Annotated in this window: 4 protein-coding genes; 1 reads left to right on the forward strand and 3 read right to left on the reverse strand. The window is 50.8% G+C overall.

Going from position 1 to position 22187, the window contains the following annotated elements:
• Positions 1-19: 19 nt before the first annotated feature.
• Positions 20-640: a glutathione binding-like protein gene (locus PXH59_RS01525; RefSeq protein ID WP_285810006.1), complete on the reverse strand. Its 621-nt coding sequence runs from the start codon at positions 638-640 to the stop codon at positions 20-22.
• A gap of 124 nt (positions 641-764) precedes the next feature.
• Between PXH59_RS01525 and yfcD the strand changes: the two genes are divergently transcribed.
• Positions 765-1283 carry an NUDIX hydrolase YfcD gene (gene yfcD, locus PXH59_RS01530; protein WP_285810007.1) on the forward strand — a complete coding sequence of 173 codons (519 nt, stop codon included), beginning with the start codon at positions 765-767 and terminating at the stop codon, positions 1281-1283.
• A 160-nt stretch (positions 1284-1443) separates the two neighbouring features.
• Here yfcD and PXH59_RS01535 read toward each other — a convergent pair whose 3' ends face one another.
• Together PXH59_RS01535 and PXH59_RS01540 are read right to left on the reverse strand one after the other, a co-directional pair.
• Positions 1444-12213, reverse strand: coding sequence for a non-ribosomal peptide synthetase (locus PXH59_RS01535; protein ID WP_285810008.1), 10770 nt, complete (start codon positions 12211-12213; stop codon positions 1444-1446).
• A gap of 4 nt (positions 12214-12217) precedes the next feature.
• Positions 12218-22186, reverse strand: coding sequence for a non-ribosomal peptide synthetase (locus tag PXH59_RS01540; RefSeq protein ID WP_285810009.1), 9969 nt, complete (start codon positions 22184-22186; stop codon positions 12218-12220).
• Position 22187 lies beyond the last annotated feature (1 nt).

A 22187-nucleotide genomic window follows, 5' to 3' on the forward strand; every position in this document is an offset into this window, starting at 1 on the left:
ATTTATTACATATCTGGAGTTAAGCTTCCTTATAGGCTGCTTGTGTCGCAGGACGCCGGCTTATCTTATCCAGCCATTGAGCAACCGCCGGATAATCCTGTAGGTCGATTTTTTGGTATTCATGACATTTCGCCCACGGATAAGTGGCAATATCTGCGATACTATATTCGTCTCCGCCGAGATAAGCCGTTTTTTCCAGTTGGGTGTTTAACACCTTGTATAAACGTTTTGATTCTTCCACATAACGATTAATGGCATAGGGGACAACTTCTGGCGCGTAGCGGTTGAAATGGTGATTTTGACCGAGCATTGGGCCAAAGCCGGCAACTTGCCAAAACAGCCATTGCAATTGTTCGGTACGTTCACGCAACTCTTTGCTTAATAGCTGGCCTGTTTTGTTTGCCAGATAAAGTAAAATGGCCCCTGATTCAAAGACAGTGACAGGCTCTCCCCCATCGGCGGGTTGATGATCGACAATAGCCGGGATCTTATTATTGGGTGAAATGGTGAGAAATTCAGGTTTGAACTGTTCGCCAGTGCTGATATTGATGGGATAGATAGTGTAAGGAATGCCGGCTTCTTCAAGAAAAAGGGTGATTTTGTAGCCATTTGGGGTTGGAGCATAGTATAGATCTATCATATAACCTCCAGCGATAATAACTTTCTGAAAAATGTAACGATGTTACCTTACCATCGTTTGTTTATAAATGTTATAAACTTACTGCAAAAAGTAACAGGCAACTGATTGATAAAGGGTTTTTAGAATGATGCAAGAAAAATCAGCAAATATTGAATGGATTGACATCGTTAATGAAAGCAATGAAGTCATTGCACAATCGACTCGCCAGCAGATGAGAGCGCAGAACTTGAGGCATCGTGCGACTTATATTGTCGTGCATGATGGTATGGGCAAAATTCTGATTCAGCATCGTACAGAAACGAAAGACTTTTATCCGGGAAAATTAGATGCCACGGCGGGAGGGGTTGTTATGGCGGGAGAAACGTTGCTTGAGGCTGCCCGCCGGGAGGCAGAGGAAGAGCTGGGGATTGCCGGTGTTCCTTTTGCCGAACATGGTGTTTTTTATTATGAAGAGGACATTTGTCGTATATGGGGTGGTTTGTTCAGTTGTGTTAGTCATGGGCCATTTGCATTGCAGGAAGAAGAAGTTGCTGCTGTTTACTGGCTGACGCCGGAAGAGATCACGGCCCGTTGTGATGAATTCACGCAGGATTCCTTGAAAGCGCTCTCCTTATGGTTAAAGCGTAACCATCAAGTAGAATAGTTTTCACTATCATTGAGAATTATTTGTTACGGAAATGAGGGTATTTCATTGATATTAAATCCTAATTTAAACTAGGAGTATGTATATTTATAATACATACTCCTTGTTTTATAAAATTTAATGATTGAACCTTATCTTTAATATTGATAAATGATGCTCTTTAAATTTGTAATTCAGTTATGGCCGATGCTAATCCTTGAACGAAAGGCTGACGCATAATGGTGATGTGATCACCAGATAACGTCTCGGAGATAACTTCCCCGGTTACCCGCGTTTTCCATCCATCAATAATGCTTTCGGCAGAGATATGTTGTTCTTCATACTCCTGGTTATCGCTGGCCAGAAACAGGTGGAGTCTCCCTGAATAGCGTTCCTGCGGTTGATAAGTCGCCAAAGATTGGGTCTTGAAGACATGTAAATAAGCAGCGATTTCCTTAGATTCAAGTTGAGGAGGTAAGAGTTCCTCTTCAATTAAACGAAGTCGCAAGTTATCGAATTGCTCTTCTTCTGTCATGAATTGGAATTGTTCTTCAGTAAAGTTTTCCTCTGCCCCCGCCAATGCAGCAAGCACATTGCCAAACTCGGCCAGCCAGCGGCTATTGGACCATTCTGATTCGCGCCTTTGGGTTAAACCCTCTGGCGGGGATTCACTATCGACTAAAGCCAGTAAGCCAATGCTTTCACCCTGTTGGACGAGTTGGCGGGCCATTTCGAATGCGAGCCAGCCTCCGAAAGAGTGCCCAGCTAAATAATAAGGGCCATTGGGTTGAACTTTCTTAAGAAAGTCGATCATAACGCTGGCCATTGCCTCAAGGCCGTTCACCTCAAGGTATGCTGGAGGATCGCTGCGTCCATCTAACTCAGGTGATTGCATACCCCAAACGGAATAAGTCCCTTCCAATGCTGTGGCCAATTCCCGCAAATAGAGCACATGTCCTCCGGCACCGGGCGCAAAGAACAGCGGTGTTGCTTTGATGTTCCGTGACAGGCTGACCATAGAGCCAACATGGATATTATCGTGATCTTCAATGGCCCGGGCTTGTTCTTTGATAGTGGTAAACGACATCAGGCTCGCCATCATATTCTGCTGAAGCCCTAGTTTTTCTATTGCTAAGGCGCTGGCTTTCAAAATAAGCAGTGAATGGCCTCCTAACTCAAAGAAATGGTCATGACGGCTGACACGCTCTAAACCAAGTAGATCTTGCCAAATCTGAGCCAGAGTTATTTCAACCTCACCTTGAGGGGCCTCATAATCACGCGCTACGATGGCAGATTGATCGGGAGCAGGGAATGCCTGACGGTCGATTTTGCCGTTAGCGGTAAGCGGGAAAGCGTCAAGAATGACAAATGCACTGGGTAGCATAAACTCGGCAAGTTGTTGAGCAAGCTGCTGACGCAGTTCACCGGGAACCAAGTTTGCACCGGATTCAGGCTGAACATAGGCGATAAGACGTTTATCATCATGGGTTATTTCTCTAACCAAAACAATGGCTTCCTGCACGCCCTGACATTGCGCCAGCCGAGTTTCAATTTCCCCCGGTTCAATGCGGAAGCCCCGGATCTTGACCTGAAAATCATTGCGCCCCAGATATTCAATCGCGCCATCGGGCAGCCAGCGGCCCAGATCGCCGGTTTTATACATACGGGCATCGGGCTGTTCACTAAACGGATCTGCCACAAATTTCTCTGCGGTTAAATCCGGGCGATTGAGATAACCCCGCGCCACCCCTGCGCCACCGATATGGATCTCACCACTGACGCCAATAGGCACCGGTCGGCCGTGCGGATCAAGAATATAAATACGGCTATTGGGCAGCGGATAACCAATCGGGATAACGTCCGTCATTTCAGGCGAATCTTGACCGTTATCAGTGAGGGTTAAGGTGGTGGCAATCACCGTCGTTTCGGTAGGGCCATAAGAGTTAATCCAGCGGCAGGATTGGGTATCTGGTATAGACTGCCAACTCAGCAAATGGCGCAGTTCCGCTTTTTCACCACCGACGATAACGGTGTGCAGGTATTGGCCGAAACCACTGCGCCCCGCCATCATTTCCTGTACCCAGTGATGCCAGAAGGCGGTGGGCATATCCATGATAGTGATTTTCTGCTCATTTAGCAGATCGACAAATTCTGCATCCGGTACACGGATATGGGCAGGACGCAGAACCAGAGTGGCACCGGATGCGAGGGTAGGGAAAATATCGGATACCGAAGTATCAAAGGCGATGGTCGCAAATTGCAGGATACGATCCCCTAATTGTGGCTCGCTGGTCTGGTGCTGGACATGGATAAAGTTCACCACATTGCGGTGCTCCAGCATCACGCCTTTGGGCTGTCCGGTGGAGCCGGAGGTATAGATAATATAGGCCAGATGGTGCGGTTGAAGCTGAACATCAGGATTATGAACCGGCTGGTTTGCCACGTGATCCCGGTGGCTTTCATCATCCAGCAACCAGACGGGGATGTCTGATACTGGCAACAGTCCCTGCAAATGTTGTTGGGTCAGCAATAACACCGGTTGGCTATCCGACAGCTGATAAGCCAGGCGTTCGGCGGGGTATTCCGGGTCGAGCGGTACATAGCCGGCCCCCGCTTTAAGGATCGCGTACAAACCAATAATCAAATCCAGACTGCGGTCAACACAGATAGCGATGCGATCATCAGGGCGCACGCCAGAAGCGATCAGCTGGTGAGCCAGTTGGTTAGCATGGCGGTTTAGCTCTGCATAACTCAGTTCACTCTCGCCAAAGACCAACGCAAGCGCATCCGGTGTGCGCGCTGCCTGTTGTTCAAACAGTTGGTGAATTAAGGCGTCTTGCGGATAGGTGACTACGGTATCGTTAAATGTTTCCAGTAGTTGAGTACGTTCGGCCAGTGGCAGGATATCGATAGCGTGGATAGGTTGCTCCGGCGCATATTGCAGAGCGGCTACAATGCCTTCCAACGCTGTCTTCATATAGGCATTAATGCGCACCGGATTAATTTGCTGGCTGCATTGGGTAGTCAGCGCAAATCCATCATCAAAATCATCGACATCCAGCGATAAGGGGTAATTGCTGCGCTCTTCACTGTCCAGCTCCTGAATACCGTCCCAGGCCGGTGAACCGGATTGCTCCTCGTTACGCGGGCTGTGGCGGAAATTAAGCAGGCTGTTAAACAGCGGCAATGAGGCTGGCACACCGCTGCACCGCTGGGCAATCGCCAATGGGGTCTGTTCATGATCCAGCAATTCACTCAAGCGCTGGTAGGTTTCCTGTACCGCCTGTTTTACGGTACGGGCCTGTAATTGAATACGGACTGGCAGGGTATTGATAAACATCCCCAGCACCTGAGAGGCACCTATACCGCCCTGTAATCGGCCCAACAGAACAGTACCGAATACCACATCTTCACGGCCACAGCATTGTGCCAATACCTGTGCCCAGGCCACATGGAACAGTACAGCCGGACTGATACCCAACTGGCGGGTGCAATCCCGGAGCTGTTGTGCCAGTTCATCATCTAACGTGACGATATCTTCCACGATTTTAGCGTGCTTATCGCGGCTGTTCCCCTGCACATCCAGTAACCCGAACGGCAGAGTCGGTGCTTCCACGTCGCCCAGTAACTGCTGGAAATAAGCCTGATGCACTTCAACCGGCACCTGACGGGTCTGGGCAATAAAATTGCGGTAAGGCAACGGGGCAGGCAGAGACGCTTCTTCACCCAGGATCAGCGCCTGCACTTCGCTGAAAATGATTTCCAGTGACAGATGGTCACAGACCAGATGGTGGTGCAACAGACTCAGCCACCATAAATCGGCGTCGGGATCCTGAGCGATATAGGCGGCCAATAATGGTGCCTGCGTAATATCTAACCGTATGCTGTCCGGATCGGTCAGACGCCGGAGCTGGCTTTCAGCACTTTCTCCCGCGGATAACGTCAGCTCTGTGATCGGCAGGGGCGCATGACGGCAGACCACCTGCACGGGAATGGGGAGTTCCTGCCAGTGGAAGGCACTGCGTTGAATATCGTGCCGGTCAATCACCCGCTGCAACGCCTGCAAGAAACTCTCCAGCCGTGTCCGGCTGTCAAAGTGCATCAGAATATTTTCAAGGTAAGTGTCACCGGTTTCTGCCAGTAAATGGTGGAACAGAATGCCTTCCTGCAAGGGGCCAAGCGGGTAAATATCCTGAATATTGGCGACACCGCCCGGGACACGGTCAACAATCTGGTCAATTTGGGGCTGGGTTAAGGTTACCAGTGGCAGCATAGCCGGCGTAATGTGCGGACTGTCTTCGCGGATCAGGTTAGGCGGAATAGCTATTGCCTGCGCATCTTGCTCACTCTTCTGATGTAAGCGGGCGCTCATGGCTGCCAGCGTGGGGGCTGCGAAGACCGCGCTGACCGCCAGAGACAGCCCTTGCTGACGTAACTGTTCGATCAGGCTGACTACCAGCAATGAATGGCCGCCCAGTTCGAAGAAGTTGTCATGACGCCCGACCTGTTCCCGTGCCAGAATCGATTGCCAGACGGCCGCCAGTTTCTGTTCGGTTTCGCCCTGTGGTGCTTCGTATTCACGGCTGACAATAGCGTGCTGATCCGGCACCGGCAGCGCTTTACGATCCAGTTTACCGTTGGCAGACAACGGGAAGGCATCCAGCATCACAAAGGCAGCAGGCAGCATATATTCCATCAGGCGGGCACGGAGTTGTTCACGCAAATCGGCCGGTTTTAATGTGATGCCGGTTTTGGGGATCACATAGGCAATTAAGCGCTTGTCACCGGTTGCTTCTTCACGGGCGATCACCACGGCATCGCGGACGCCCTCGCAAGCCACCAGTTGGGTTTCAATTTCCCCCGGTTCAATGCGGAAGCCCCGGATCTTGACCTGAAAATCATTGCGCCCTAAATATTCAATCGCGCCATCGGGTAGCCAGCGCCCCAGATCGCCGGTTTTATACATACGGGCATCGGGCTGTGTGCTAAACGGATCCGCCACAAATTTCTCTGCGGTTAAATCCGGGCGATTGAGGTAACCCCGCGCCACCCCTGCGCCACCGATATGGATCTCACCACTGACGCCAATAGGCACCGGCCGCCCGTGCGTATCCAGAATATAAATACGGCTATTGGGCAGCGGATAACCAATCGGGATAACACCGTTGAGATGCAGTGGGCTTTGGTGATCCAATTTCAGTGTGGTGGCAATTACCGTACTTTCCGTTGGGCCATAAGAGTTAATCCAGCGGCAGGATTGGGTTTCCGGATGAGACAGCCAGCTAATCAAATGGCGGTACTCCGCTTTTTCACCGCCCACAATAAGGGTATGCAGAGATGGGCTGAAACCACTGCGCCCTGCCATCATCTCCTGTACCCACAAGTGCCAGAAGGCGGTGGGCATATCCATAATGGTGATTTGCTGTTCACGCAGGAAGGTGACAAAAGTCATATCCGGTATCCGAATATGAGGTGGGCGCAGAACCAGAGTGGCACCGGCGGCCAGAGTAGGGAAAATATCGGATACCGAAGTATCAAAGGCAATGGTCGCAAATTGCAGGATACGATCCCCCGCCTGGGGTTCGCTGGTCTGGTGCTGGGCATGGATAAAGCTCACCACATTGCGGTGCTCCAGCATCACGCCTTTGGGCTGTCCGGTGGAGCCGGAAGTATAGATGATGTAGGCCAGATGGTGCGGTTGAAGCTGAACATCAGGATTATGAACCGGCTGGTTTGCCACGTGATCCCGGTGGGCTTCATCATCCAGCAACCAGACGGGGATGTCTGATACTGGCAACAGTCCCTGCAAATGTTGTTGGGTCAGCAATAACACCGGCTGGCTATCCGACAGTTGATATGCCAGGCGTTCGACGGGGTATTCCGGGTCGAGCGGCACATAGCCGGCTCCCGCTTTAAGGATCGCGTACAAACCAATAATCAAATCCAGACTACGATCAACACAGATTGCCACGCGATCATCGGGGCGTACGCCAGAAGCGATCAGCTGGTGAGCCAGTTGGTTAGCGTGGCGATTCAGTGCCGCATAACTCAGTTCATTCTCATCAAAGACCAATGCAATTGCATCCGGTGTGCGTGCTGCCTGTTGTTCAAACAGTTGGTGGATTAGGGCGTCTTGCGGATAGGTGACTACGTTATCGTTAAAGGTTTCCAGTAACTGAGTGCGCTCAGTTAGTGACAGGATGTCGATTGACTCAATGGCTTGTTCAGGCGCATATTGCAACGCGGCCACAATCCTTTCTAACGCTGTCTTCATATAGGCATTAATGCGCACCGGATTAATTTGCGAGCTGCATTGTGCGGTGAGTGCAAATCCGTCATCAAAATCGTCCACATCCAGTGATAAGGGGTAGTTACTGCGCTCTTCACCCTCGATCTCGTCAATACCTTCCCAGGCCATTGCAGCCACTTGTTCATCTTCGCGTGGGCTATGACGAAAATTAAGCAGGCTGTTAAACAGTGGCAATGGTGCCTGAATACCACTGCAACGTTGGGCAACCGCCAGAGGTGCCTGCTCATGTTCCAGTAGTGCGGTTAACTGCTGATAAGTTTCTTGTACTGCCTGCTTGACGGTACGTGCCTGTAACTTAACGCGAATAGGTAAGGTATTAATAAACATCCCCAGCACTTCGGCGGCACCCATCCCGCCCTGTAACCGTCCCAACAGAACAGTACCAAATACGACATCATTCCGACCACTGCATCGCGCCAGCACCTGTGCCCAGGCCACATGAAACAGTACGGCCGCGCTCATCCCCAATTGACGGGCGCAATTACGGAGATTTTGGGCCAGCTGGCTATCCAGCGTGAGAACGTTTTCCACTATCTCATTGAGACCGCCACCTTGTACGTCAAGCAGCCCGAACGGCAGAGTAGGTTCTTCCACATCACCCAATAATTCGCGGAAGTAGTTCTGATGAACCTCCAAAGGTACATTGCGGATCTGCGCGATAAAGTTTCGGTAAGGCAGTGGTGTAAGTAACTCTTCACTGTCCCCCAAAAGCAGGGTTTGTATTTCACTGAATATCATATCCAGTGATATGTGATCACACACTAAGTGGTGATACAACAAGGAGAGTAGCCATTGATCGGAGGCGGGATCTTTGGCTATATGAGCAGCTAACAGAGGTGCTTTAGTCATATCCATCCGTATTGCACGGGGATCGGTGAGGCGGCGTAGCTGGGTTTCTGGGGCTTCCTCTGCCGATAGCCTGAGTTCAATGATTGGCAGTGGTGCATGGCGATAGACGATTTGTACTGGTTTAAGAAGCGCTTTCCAGTAAACGGCGCTGCGCAGGATATCGTGCCGGTCAATTACCCGCTGCAACGCCTGCAAGAAACTCTCCAGCCGTGTCCGGCTGTCGAAAATCATCAAATGGTTGTCCAGATAGAGATCACCTTCCGTTTCCAGCAAATGGTGGAACAGAATACCTTCCTGCAACGGTCCCAGTGGATAAATGTCCTGGACGTTGGAGATACCGCCTGTTACATGGGAAACAATCTGATCTATCTGGTCTTGGGTCAATGCCACCAGCGGTAGCATATCTGGCGTAATGACGGAACTGTCTTCTCGAATCAGGTTAGGCGGTACGTCCTGTAGAGGCGTGGATTGAGTATTATTGTGACGAATTAGGGTGCTCATAGCTGCCAGCGTGGGAGCAGAGAAGACCGCGTTGACATCCAAAGACAGGTCGTGAAGACGAAGTTGCTCTATCAAATTGACCACGAGCAGGGAATGCCCGCCCAGCTCAAAGAAATTGTCTTGCCGCCCAACGTGTTCCACATGCAACAGGGATTGCCAGATTGCGGCCAGAGTTTGTTCAGCTTCGCCTTGTGGCACTTCATATTCACGGCTGACAATAGCGCTCCGATCCGGCACCGGCAGGGCGTTGCGATCCAGTTTGCCGTTGGCGGACAGCGGGAAAGCGTCCAGCATCACAAAGGCACCGGGTAGCATATGCTCCATCAATCGGGTGCTTAGTTGCTTGCGTAATTCAGCCGGACTGAGTGTCATACCGGTTTTGGGGATCACATAGGCGATTAAACGCTTGTCACCGCTTTCTTCTTCACGGGCAATCACCACAGCATCGCGGACGCCGTCGCAAGCCACCAGTTGGGTTTCAATTTCCCCCGGTTCAATGCGGAAGCCCCGGCTCTTGACCTGAAAATCATTGCGCCCCAGATATTCAATCGCGCCATCGGGTAGCCAGCGGCCCAGATCGCCGGTCTTGTACATACGGGCATCGGGCTGTGTGCTAAACGGATCCGCCACAAATTTCTCTGCGGTTAAATCCGGGCGATTGAGATAACCCCGCGCCACCCCTGCGCCACCGATATGGATCTCACCACTGACGCCAATAGGCACCGGTCGTCCGTGCGGATCCAGAATATAAATACGGCTATTGGGCAGTGGATAGCCAATCGGGATAACACCGTTGAGATGCAGTGGGCTTTGGTGATCCAATTTCAGTGTGGTGGCAATTACCGTAGTTTCCGTTGGGCCATAAGAGTTAATCCAGCGGCAGGATTGGGTTTCCTGATGAGACAGCCAGCTAATCAAATGGCGGTACTCCGCTTTTTCACCGCCCACAATAAGGGTATGCAGAGATGGGCTGAAACCACTGCGCCCTGCCATCATCTCCTGTACCCACAAGTGCCAGAAGGCCGTTGGCATATCCATAATGGTGATTTGCTGTTCACGCAGGAAAGTGACAAAAGTCATATCCGGTATCCGAATATGAGGTGGGCGCAAAACCAGAGTGGCACCGGATGCGAGGGTGGGGAAAATATCGGATACCGAAGTATCAAAGGCGATGGTCGCAAATTGCAGGATACGATCCCCTAATTGTGGCTCGCTGGTCTGGTGCTGGGCATGGATAAAGTTCACCACATTGCGGTGCTCCAGCATCACGCCTTTGGGCTGTCCGGTGGAGCCGGAGGTATAGATGATGTAGGCCAGATGGTGCGGTTGAAGCTGAACATCAGGATTATGAACCGGCTGGTTTGCCACGTGATTTCGGTGGCTTTCATCATCCAGCAACCAGACGGGCATGTCTGATATTGGCAACAGCCCCTGCAAATGTTGTTGGGTCAGCAATAACACCGGCTGGCTATCCGACAGTTGATAGGCCAGGCGTTCGGCGGGGTATTCGGGATCGAGCGGCACATAGCCTGCCCCCGCTTTAAGGATCGCGTACAAACCAATAATCAAATCCAGACTACGGTCAACACAGATTGCCACGCGATCATCAGGGCGCACGCCAGAAGCGATCAGCTGGTAAGCCAGTTGGTTAGCGTGGCGGTTTAGCTCTGCATAACTCAGTTCACTCTCGCCAAACACTAATGCGGTAGCGTCAGGGGTTTGTTCCACCTGTTGTTCAAACAGTTGGTGGATCAATAACGTTTGTGGATATGGAAAGGCCGTATCATTGAATTCATCTAATACTTGAGTGCATTGGTATGGTTGCAATAGGGGTAAACTTTCCACTGGTTGCGAATCATCTTTAACCATCGCGGTCAGCAGGGTTTGCAGGTAACTGGCGATACGTTCAACGCTGGCAGGGTCAAACAGATCACTGGAATATTCCAGGCCACCCACTAAGCCCTTTTCGGTATCATTTATCGAGAGAGACAGATCGAAATGCGCACTGCTTTCGGTTAGATTGATTTCACTAATGGTGATATCCGGCAAGGTGATATTCTGCTGTCCAGGGGTATTATCCACTGACATCATCACCTGAAAAATCGGGCTATGACTGAGGCTGCGGGGTGGTTTTAGTATTTCTACCAACTGTTCGAATGGCAGATCTTGATGGGCGTAGGCATTCAGTGCATGAGCCTTAACCCTGGCGAGCAGAGCGCTGACTGTTGGATTGTCATTTATTTGAATGCGCAGGGCCAGCGTGTTAACAAAAAAGCCAATCAGCGGCTCTAATTCGCTATATTGCCGGTTAGCGACCGGTGTGCCAATCACCAGATCTTTCTGCCCGCTCAGACGGGAAAGCAAAGTTGCCCATCCCGCCATCAGGGTCATGAATAATGTTGTGCCGTGGCGCTGGCTAAGGTTTCTTAATCCGGCACTTAATTCCGGTGACAGAGTAATATCAACATACCCTCCGGCATAACTCTGTTGCTCTGGGCGTGGCCTGTCTGTCGGTAGTTCTAAAAGTGCAGGCGCACCCTGTAACGCATCGCGCCAGAAATTCACCTGTTTTTCCAATATTTCTCCCTGTAGCCACTCTCTTTGCCACAGGGCATAGTCAGCATATTGAAGTGTCAATGCGGGCAGGGGATCACCACGCCCTTCGCTGAACGCTTGATAAAGCGTGGAAAGTTCGTGCATCAGGATGTTAAGAGACCAACCATCGGAAATAATATGATGCTGGGTTAATAACAGGATATGTTCATTTGCCGCCAGTCGCAGCAAGCGCCCCCTGATGAGGGGGCCTTGTGCAAAGTCAAATGGCTGGCTGGTTTCACGCCGAACTATCTCTTCGATGGTAATTTGTTGCTCTTGCGCAGGCAGATGACGGAGTTCTTCCACGGCCAAAGAGAAGCCGCTCTCTGATTTACCAATAATTTGCAGGGCTTGGCCTCCGACCATATTGATAGTCGTGCGCAGAATTTCATGCCGAGCAACAATTCGGCTTAATGCTGCTTGCAGGGCCTCTAAATTCAGAAACCCTTGCAGACGCAGACCACCTGGCATGTGATAGGCCGTTTGGGCGGCGGGATCTAACTGCGCCAGAAGCCATAAGCGTTGTTGTGCCCAGGAGAGGGGAAGCGTTTGCTGATCCGCGTTTCTCGGGATAATGTGCCTTTTTTCTCCGATCTGCTTTTTTTCCCCACTCTGACGGTTTTCAATGCGTTCTTTAATTTTTTTCTGGAGTACCGCTTGTCTTAATTCAAGCAGGCTTAGTTCTTTGTGACTCATTTAATTAATTATCTCCATTTAGCAGGGCACGCAGTTCATCTTCGGACAAGTTTTCCAATTCTTTTTGCAGCAATTCGATATCTTCTTGTGCGAAAAAGGTTTCGACCTGTCTTGATGCGATAAGCCCGGCGAGTTCAGAAAGTTCTGGATGGGTAAATATGTCTTGAATGGACACTTCAAGATGGAAGACATCACGTAATCTTGCCATGAGCTGAATGATTGATAGGGAATTTCCACCCAGATCAAAGAAGCTGTCATGGCGTCCTATCTGTTCTAACCCCAATAAAGTCTGTAGGATAGCGGCAATTTGCTGTTCGATTTCACCCTGGGGTGCTTCGTATTCACGGCTGGCGATGGCTGAACGATCTGGCGCTGGCAGGGCTTTGCGATCTAATTTGCCGCTTCCGGTTAGCGGGAAGGCTTCCAGCACAATAAACGCGCCAGGCACCATATAACTCGCCAGACGGTGATTCAGTTGTTCACGCAGCCTATTGGCATCTGGTGTGAAACCGGATTGTGGAATGACATAGGCCACCAGACGTTTGTCGCCGGTTTCTTCTTCACGGGCGATGACTACCGCATCCCTGACGCCTTCACAGCTAGCCAGCTGTGCTTCAATTTCCCCCAGTTCAATGCGAAAGCCGCGTATCTTGATTTGAAAATCGTTGCGTCCCAGATATTCAATCATGCCGTTTGGCAACCAGCGTCCTAAGTCACCGGTTTTGTACATGCGCGTATTTGGCTGTGCGCTGAATGGATCGGCAACAAATTTCTCCGCCGTCATCTCCGGCTTATTCAGATAACCCCGCGCGACACCTGAACCAGCGATGTGAATTTCACCACTGACACCAATAGGCACCGGTTGACCGAGGGTATCCAAAATATAGATACGGGTATTGGGCAATGGGCGGCCAATCGGAATATTGTCATTGAGATATGGGACTTGCGGGTTATCTCTCGCCCGTTTATCCACGGTCAATGTTGTGGCAATCACCGTTGCCTCAGTCGGGCCATAGGAGTTAATCCAGCGGCAGGATTGCGTTTCCGGGTGAGACAGCCAGTTGATTAAATGTCGATGTTCTGCTTTCTCACCGCCGACAATAAGGGTATGCAGATAGGGGCTGAAACCACTGCGCCCCGCCATCATCTCCTGTACCCAGTGATGCCAGAAGGCGGTAGGCATATCCATGATGGTGATCTTCTGTTCGCGCAGGAAGGCGACAAATGTCGCATCCGGTACTCTGATATGAGGTGGACGCAGAACCAGAGTAGCACCGGATGCCAGCGTCGGGAAAATATCCGATACCGAGGTATCAAATGCGATGGTGGCAAATTGCAGGATGCGATCACCCGATTTAGGTTCGCTGGTCTTATGTTGCGCATGAATAAAGTTCACCACATTGCGGTGTTCCAGCATCACGCCTTTGGGTTGTCCGGTAGAGCCGGAAGTATAGATAATATAGGCCAGATGGTGCGGTTGAAGCCCCATTCGGCGGATATCAGGGTTATAAATCGGTTGTTGTGCTACCGCGTTACGGTGGTCATCATCATCCAGCAACAGGGTGGGAATATCCTGCGCCGGCAAATGTACCTGTAAATGGCGCTGAGTCAACAACCAGACTGGTTTACTGTCTGATAATTGATAAGCCAGCCGTTCTGCGGGGTATTCTGGATCGAGCGGAATATAACCAGCACCCGCTTTCAGGATACCGTACATACCGATAATCATATCCAGACTACGATCGACACAGAGAGCAATGCGATCATCGGGGCGTACACCGGATGCAATCAGATGATGAGCCAGTTGATTGGCATGGTAGTTCAGTTCGGCATAGCTCAATTGGCTTGCACCAAACACCAGTGCGGTGGCATCAGGTGTCCGTTCCACTTGCTGTTCAAACAGTGGGTGGATTAAAACCTCGGGCGGAAGATCGACGGCAGTATCGTTAAAGGTTTCCAATACCTGAATACGCTCTTCTGGCGGGAGGATATCGAGTGATTCAATTTTCTGCTCCGGTGCGTGTTGCAGGGCTGCAATAATGCCTCGCAAGGCGATATCCATATAGGCGTTGATATGCGCCGGATCAATCTGCTGATAGCACTGTGCGGTCAGTGCAAATCCATCATCAAAATCATCGATATCCAGTGACAGTGGATAGTTACTGCGTTCTTCACCACTGAGTATCTGCACACCTTCCCATGCCAACGATGCAGATTGAGATTGATTACGTGGGCTATGGCGGAAGTTCAGCAGGCTGTTAAACAACGGTAATGGGGCCTGGATGCCACTGCAACGCTGGGCAACGGCCAATGATGCTTGTTCGTGATCGAGCAATTCACTGAGTTGTCGCTGGGTTTCCCGGACTGCCTGCTTAACGGTACGCTCCTGTAACCGAATACGGACAGGCAGGGTATTGATAAACATACCCAATACTTCGGAAGCGCCGATTCCGCCCTGTAAGCGTCCCAGCAGGACCGTGCCAAACACCACATCGCTTCGCCCACTGCATCGGGCTAATACGTGTGCCCATGCGACATGGAACAGCACTGCGGCACTCATGCCGAGTTGCCGGGCGCAGTTACGCAGGTTGTGGGCGAGTTCGCTATCCAGTGTGAGGATATGCTCTACGATTTTATTGCGCTTTGTTTCTTTGGGGTCGTCAAGTAATCCAAAGGGCAGAGTTGGCTCTTCAACATCCCCAAGTTGCTCGCGGAAATAGGTTTGATGGACTTCCTGCGGCACGCTACGGGCTTGGGCGATAAAATTACGGTAAGGCAGGGGAACCGGCAGGGTGTCATTTTCTCCCAGGATCAGTGCGTTAATCTCATTAAAGATCATGCCCAATGAAATGTGGTCGCAAACTAAATGGTGATGTAATAAGGAGAGCAGCCACTGCCCAGATTCAGGATCCCGGGCGATATGTGCCGCCAGAAGTGGGGCTTTGGTGATTTCCATTCGCACCGTGTGTGGGTCAGTGAGATGACGTAATTGCGCTTCTGTTAACAACACGTGTTCAATAATCGGCAGCGGTGCCCGACGATAAACAATCTGAACAGGTTCGGGCAATTCTTGCCAATGCACCGCACTGCGCAGAATATCGTGCCGATCAATGACTTGTTGCAGTACCTGTAAGAACGTATCTAGACGTGCCCGGCTGTCGAACGCCATAAGCTGATTATCCAGATAGATATCGCCTTCGGTTTCCAGCAAATGATGGAACAGGATACCGGCCTGTAATGGCCCAAGCGGGTAGATATCCTGAATATTGGCGATACCGCCGGGAACGAGGTGGACAATCTCCTCGATCTGGTTTTGTGTCAACTCCACCAGTGGCAGCATGTCTGGGGTAAGAGTCTGGCTGTCTTCGTGGATCAGGTTTGGCGGAATAGCCAGTTCGGTGCTACTACGCGTGCTATTTTGATTTAAACGAGCGCTCATGGCAGCCAGTGTTGGTGCCGAGAAGACGGTACTGACATCAAGGAATAGGTCATGCTGGCGTAATTCTTCGATCAGATTAACGACTAACAAAGAATGTCCACCCAGCTCAAAGAAATTGTCATGGCGTCCCACTTGCTCAAGGCGTAGCAGGGATTGCCAAACTGCCGCCAGAATTTGCTCCGTTTCTCCTTGTGGCGCTTCATATTCACGGCTGACAATGGCAGAGTGGTCCGGTGCTGGCAGGGCTTTGCGATCCAGCTTGCCATTGGCAGTTAGCGGGAACGCATCCAGCATAACAAAGGCATTGGGGAGCATATGTTCCATCAAACTGACGCTCAATTGTTCACGCAGATAGGCAGGGTTGAGGAGAACGCCTGATTGTGGAATGAGGTAAGCAACCAGACGCTTATCCCCCTTTTCCTCTTCACGAGCAATCACCACGGCATCACTGACGCTTTCGCAGGCGGCTAGTTGTGCTTCAATTTCCCCTAGTTCAATGCGGAAACCGCGTAGCTTGACCTGAAAATCGTTGCGCCCCAGATATTCAATCGTGCCATTGGGCAACCAGCGCCCCAGATCGCCGGTTTTATACATACGGGCATCTGTTTGTTCACTAAAGGGATCAGGAATAAATTTCTCTGTGGTTAAATCGGGTTGATTGAGATAACCACGGGCAACGCCTGCGCCACCAAGATGAATTTCGCCACTCACCCCAATCGGCACCGGCTGACCCCGGGTATCCAGGATATAAACGCGGGTATTAGGCAGTGGATAACCAATCGGGATAACACTTTCGAAGTGCGGTGGATGTTGGTGATCCAGCTTTAATGTCGTGGCAATCACCGTTGCCTCAGTCGGGCCATAGGAGTTAATCCAGCGGCAGGATTGGGTTTCCGGGTGAGACAGCCAGCTGATTAAATGACGGTACTCCGCTTTTTCACCGCCGACAATAAGGGTGTGCAGATAGGGGCTGAAACCACTGCGTCCGGCCATCATCTCCTGTACCCACAGGTGCCAGAAAGCCGTGGGCATATCCATAATGGTGATCTTCTGTTCGCGCAGGAAAGCAACGAAGGTTGCATCCGGTATGCGGATATGAGGCGGTCGCAGAACCAGTGTTGCACCGGCTGCCAGCGTCGGGAAAATATCGGATACCGAGGTATCAAAGGCGATGGTGGCAAATTGCAGGATGCGATCACCCGGTTTAGGTTCGCTGGTCTTATGTTGCGCATGGATAAAGTTCACTACATTGCGGTGCTCCAGCATCACCCCTTTAGGTTGTCCGGTGGAGCCGGAGGTATAGATGATATAAGCCAGATGATGCGGTTGCAGCCCCATTTGGCGGAGATCAGGGTTATGGCTGGGTTGCTGTGCTACCGCATTACGGTGGTCATCATCATCCAACAACAGAGTGGGAATGTCCTGCGCCGGCAAATGTGCCTGTAAATGGCGCTGAGTCAACAACCAGACTGGCTTACTGTCTGATAATTGATAAGCCAGCCGTTCTGCGGGGTATTCTGGATCGAGCGGCACATAGCCGGCCCCCGCTTTCAGGATACCGTACATACCGATAATCATATCCAGACTACGATCGGCACAGAGAGCAATGCGATCATCGGGGCGTACACCAGATGCAATCAGATGATGAGCCAGCTGGTTAGCATGACGATTTAATGCGGCGTAACTCAGTTGACTATCACCAAACACTAATGCAATCGCATCAGGTGTTTGTTCCGCTTGTTGCTCGAACAGTTGGTGGATCAACCTATCTTGCGGATAGACCAGATTGGTATTATTGAAATCCACCAATAATTGCCTGCGTTGTTGCGTTTGCAGCAACGGCAAATCGTGTATCCGCAGAGGATCATCAGCAACCATCGCGGTTAATAGGGTTTGCAGATAGCTTGCCAGCCGTTCAATGCTGGCTCGATCAAACAGATCACTGGCATATTCCAATTCACCGATTACCCCATTTTCGGTATCGTTCATGGAAAGTGACAGATCGAAATGGGTGCTTCTGCGGGTTAATGGCAGTTCACCCAGCTCTAAATTGGGTAATTCAAGAGATTGCTGGATCGGTGTGTTATCCAGCGCGAGCATGACCTGAAATATCGGGCTATAACTTAAGCTACGTGGCGGTTGCAGCGCTTCGACCAGTTGTTCAAAGGGTAAGTCCTGATGTACATAGGCTGCCAGTGCATGGGCTTTGACTTGTGCCAATAATGCGCCAACGGTGGGGTTATCCTCCAGTTTCACCCTGAGTGCCAGCGTATTGGCAAAGAAACCGATCAACGGTTCTAATTCACGGTGCTGTCGGTTAGCGATCGGCGTTCCGATAACAACATCTTGTTGACCACTGATGCGGGCAAGCAATATTGACCATGCTGCCAGTAATGTCATGAATAATGTGGCACCATGGCGCTGGCTCAATGCCTTTAAGCCATCACTTAATGCAGGTGAAAGGGAGAATGCCACGTGATCACCACGGTAGCGCTGAACCGCAGGGCGTGGCCTGTCTGTCGGCAGTTCCAGTAACGCAGGGGCACCTTGCAGCGCTTCTCGCCAGAAACTGACCTGTTTTTCCAGCACGTCACCCTGTAGCCATTGTCGCTGCCAGAGAGCATAGTCAGCATATTGTATTGTCAGTGCAGGCAGTGGATCGCGTTGTTCCTGAATGAAAGCACGGTAGAGGGTGGTGAATTCATATATCAGGATGTTCAATGACCAGCCATCCGAAATCATGTGGTGCTGAGTCAACAACAGAACATGTTCATCACTGGCGAGTTTTAACAATTGTCCACGAATTAATGGTTCCAGAGCAAAATCAAAGGGATGGTGAGTTTCAAATTGAGCGGCGGCATCAATAGCCGCCTGTTTTTCTGTCTCAGTTGATTGACTGACATCTTTAATGGTCAACGTGAAGCCCCGCTCCGCTCCGGCAATTACTTGCCGGGCGATACCATCCTCCATGTTGATCGTTGTGCGCAGAATTTCATGGCGGGCAACGATCCTATCCAGAGCCGCTTGCAGCGCATTCAGGTTTAGCTGGCCTTGCAGACGCAACCCGCCAGAGATGTGATATGCCGTTTGGGCGGCAGGATCTAACTGCGCCAGGAACCACAGGCGTTGTTGTGCCCAGGAGAGAGGCAGAACTTGTTGTCGGTCGGCGGGGAGTATCACCGGTTGTGTGGCATGCGGTGCTGGTTGATTGGCGGTATCCAACGATTGGGCCAAATCGGACAAAATTGGATGGGTGAATAGATCTTGCAAGTCCACTTTGCTGTTGAAAATCTGGCGTAAGCGGGTAGCCATCTGCACTGTCAGCAAAGAGTGCCCACCCAATTCAAAGAAATTATCGTGACGTCCTACTTGCTCCAGCCCCAGCAGGGATTGCCAGACCTCCGCCAGTTTCCGCTCAATTTCCCCTTGAGGGGCTTCGTATTCACGGCTGGCGATTGCAGTACGATCCGGTGCTGGCAAGGCCTTGCGATCTAATTTACCACTGCCGGTCAGTGGGAATGCTTCCAGTATGACAAATGCACTGGGGATCATGTGCTCCATCAGATGGATGCTCAATTGTTCACGCAGATGGGAAGGGGTGAGCGTAACATCAGGTTGTGGTATCAGGTAGGCAACCAGACGCTTGTCGCCAGCCGTTTCTTCACGGGCAATGACCACCACATCTTTAACGCCGTCACAAGTTGCCAATTGCGCTTCGATTTCGCCTAATTCAATACGGAAGCCACGCAGTTTGACCTGAAAATCATTGCGGCCTGAATATTCAATGTTACCGTCCGGTAGCCAGCGCCCCAGATCGCCGCTTTTATACAGGCGTGCATTGGCTTCTTTACTGAATGGATCGGGCACAAAGCGTTCTGCCGTCAGTTCCGGTCGGTTTAAGTAACCACGGGCGACACCGGCACCGCCGATATAAATCTCCCCGCTGACACCGATGGGTACGGGGTGGCCGAAAGGATCGAGAATATAAATACGGGAATTGGCATTGGGGCGGCCAATAGGAATGTTGTTTACAATCTCGGTGGAGGCGCCACCCGTTAGGATCAGTGACGTTACGATAACGGTGGTTTCCGTTGGGCCATAGGTGTTGATCCAACGGCAGCATTGCGTTTCGGGCAATGATTGCCAATCTACCCAATGGCGGTATTCTGCTTTCTCTCCACCGACTATAACCGTATGCAGGTCAGGACTGAAACCTGTACGATCGGCTTTCATCTCCTGTACCCATTGGTGCCAGAACGCCGTCGGCAGATCCATAATGGTGATCTTCTGCTGCCGTAAAAAATCAATAAATTCCGTATCCGGCACACGGATATGGGCAGGACGCAGGACTAAAGTCGCCCCCGCAGCCAGTGTCGGGAAAATATCTGATACCGAGGTATCGAATGCCACGGTCGCAAATTGCAGAATGCGATCCCCGGGTTGGGGATGGCTGATTTGATGTTGAGCATGAATAAAGTTGACGACATTACGGTGTTCCAGCATCACCCCTTTAGGCAATCCGGTCGAACCGGAGGTGTAGATAATATAGGCCAGATGATGTGGCAGAAGCCCTGATTGGCGGGCATCAGGATTGTGGGTTGGCTGTTGCGCCACAACATTTAGATAATTTTCATCATCCAGCAACCAGACCGGCACCTCCGTCGGCGGTAAACTTGCCTGTAACTGTTTTTGCGTCAGCAATAACGTTGGTGTGCTGTCTGATAACTGGTATGTCAATCGTTCGGCAGGATATTCTGGATCGAACGGAACGTAACCTGCTCCTGCTTTGAGAATGCCCAACATGCCCATGATCATATCCGGGCTGCGCCCGACGCACAGAGCCACGCGGTCGTCTGGGCGTATGCCAAAGGCAATCAGGCTGTGTGCCAGTTGGTTGGCACGCTGGTTCAGTTCGGCATAACTCAGTTGCGTATCTTGATACACCAGAGCAATAGCATCAGGCATCGACTCTGCGTGTTGTTCAAAGAGCTGGTGGATCAATTTATCCTGTGGGCAGGTGAGGGCTGTGTCATTAAAATCCACCAACAATTGTTGGCGCTGTTGGGGGGTGATCAGCGGTAGTTCAGCCACACGCTGGCTATCATCAGTCACCATTGCCGCCAGTAAGGTGTTTAAATGGCTGACCATACGCTCAATCGTGGCGTGGTCGAACAGATCACGGGCATATTCCAGATCACCCACTAACCCCTTTTCAGTTTCATCCAGCGTTAATGTCAGGTCAAAGTAAGCACTATCCCTGATTAATGGCCGCTCATCCAATACCAATCCCGGCAGGTCGAAATGCCGTTGTCCCGGCGTATTATTGGTTGCCAGCATAACCTGAAAAATTGGGCTATGGCTCAGGATGCGCGGAGGCTGCAAAATCTCGACCAGTTGTTCGAAGGGCAGGTCTTGATGGGCAAATGCATTGATTGCTTGTTCTTTTACTTGTGCCAGAAGTTCATTGACACTCGGGTTATCATGCAATTGCACACGTAATGCTAATGTATTGGCAAAAAAGCCGATTAAAGGGGCTAATTCAGGTTGTTGACGATTAGCAATGGGCGTACCAATCACAATATCATCCTGACCACTGAGGCGGCCGAGCAATGTAGCCCATCCCGCCAGTAACGTCATAAATAGGGTTGTTCCGTGGCGTTGGCTGAGTTCTTTTAAACCAGTCTGCAATGCAGGAGGCAGAGCAATATTAACGCGTCCGCCAATATAGCTTTGCTTCACAGGGCGCGGACGGTCAGTGGGGACTTCCAGAAGTGCGGGTGCACCTTGCAGGGCGTTACGCCAGAATTCGACCTGTTTTTCCAGCCCTTTTCCCTGCAACTCATTTTTCTGCCAGAGAACATAATCAGCATACTGAATGGTCAGGGCGGGCATTGGATCAGGCTGCCCTTGACGGAATGCACGATAAAGAGCGGACAGTTCTTGCATAAAGAGACTGACTGACCAGCCATCAGAGATAATATGGTGCTGAGTTAACAGCAGAATATGCTGATCTTCTGCCAGTTTTAGCAAACGTCCCCGTGCTAATGGACCATTAACAAAATCAAAGGGGTGGTTTGCCTCAAGACAGGCGATTTTTTCAATGGCCGCTTGCTGTTCTGATGTCGTTCCCTGTTCTGAATATAGCTGGCTGAAATCTTCTTGTATCAGCGGAAAACCACAATCTGCATCATGGATAATTTGCTGTGCTTCGTCTTCTGCCGTCATGATCGTGGTACGGAGAATTTCATGGCGCGCCACAATACGATCCAGAGCTGCTTGCAAGGCATTCAGATTCAGTTTGCCCTTTAGATTCAACCCCACTGACATATGGTATGCCGTTTGTGCAGCAGGATCTAATTGAGCAAGGAACCATAAACGTTGTTGTGTCCAGGATAATGGCACGCCGTTATCACGCGATTGAACTGTGATTGTTGTTTTTTTCGTCGATTGGCGGGTTAGTTTTGCTGATGTGGCTAACTCAAGTAGTCTTCTGCGTTCCGCTAAGGGTAAAGATGAAAGCTCGTTATTATTCATT

The organism is Xenorhabdus bakwenae, assembly GCF_030272115.1.
Taxonomy (GTDB): domain Bacteria; phylum Pseudomonadota; class Gammaproteobacteria; order Enterobacterales; family Enterobacteriaceae; genus Xenorhabdus; species Xenorhabdus bakwenae.

Bases quoted from the DNA above. Each gene is read 5' to 3' on its own strand.
- PXH59_RS01525 (WP_285810006.1), bottom strand. From the start codon at position 640: ATGATAGATCTATACTATGCTCCAACCCCAAATGGCTACAAAATCACC.
- PXH59_RS01540 (WP_285810009.1), bottom strand. From the start codon at position 22,186: ATGAATAATAACGAGCTTTCATCTTTACCCTTAGCGGAACGCAGAAGA.
- yfcD (WP_285810007.1), top strand. From the start codon at position 765: ATGATGCAAGAAAAATCAGCAAATATTGAATGGATTGACATCGTTAAT.
- PXH59_RS01535 (WP_285810008.1), bottom strand. From the start codon at position 12,213: ATGAGTCACAAAGAACTAAGCCTGCTTGAATTAAGACAAGCGGTACTC.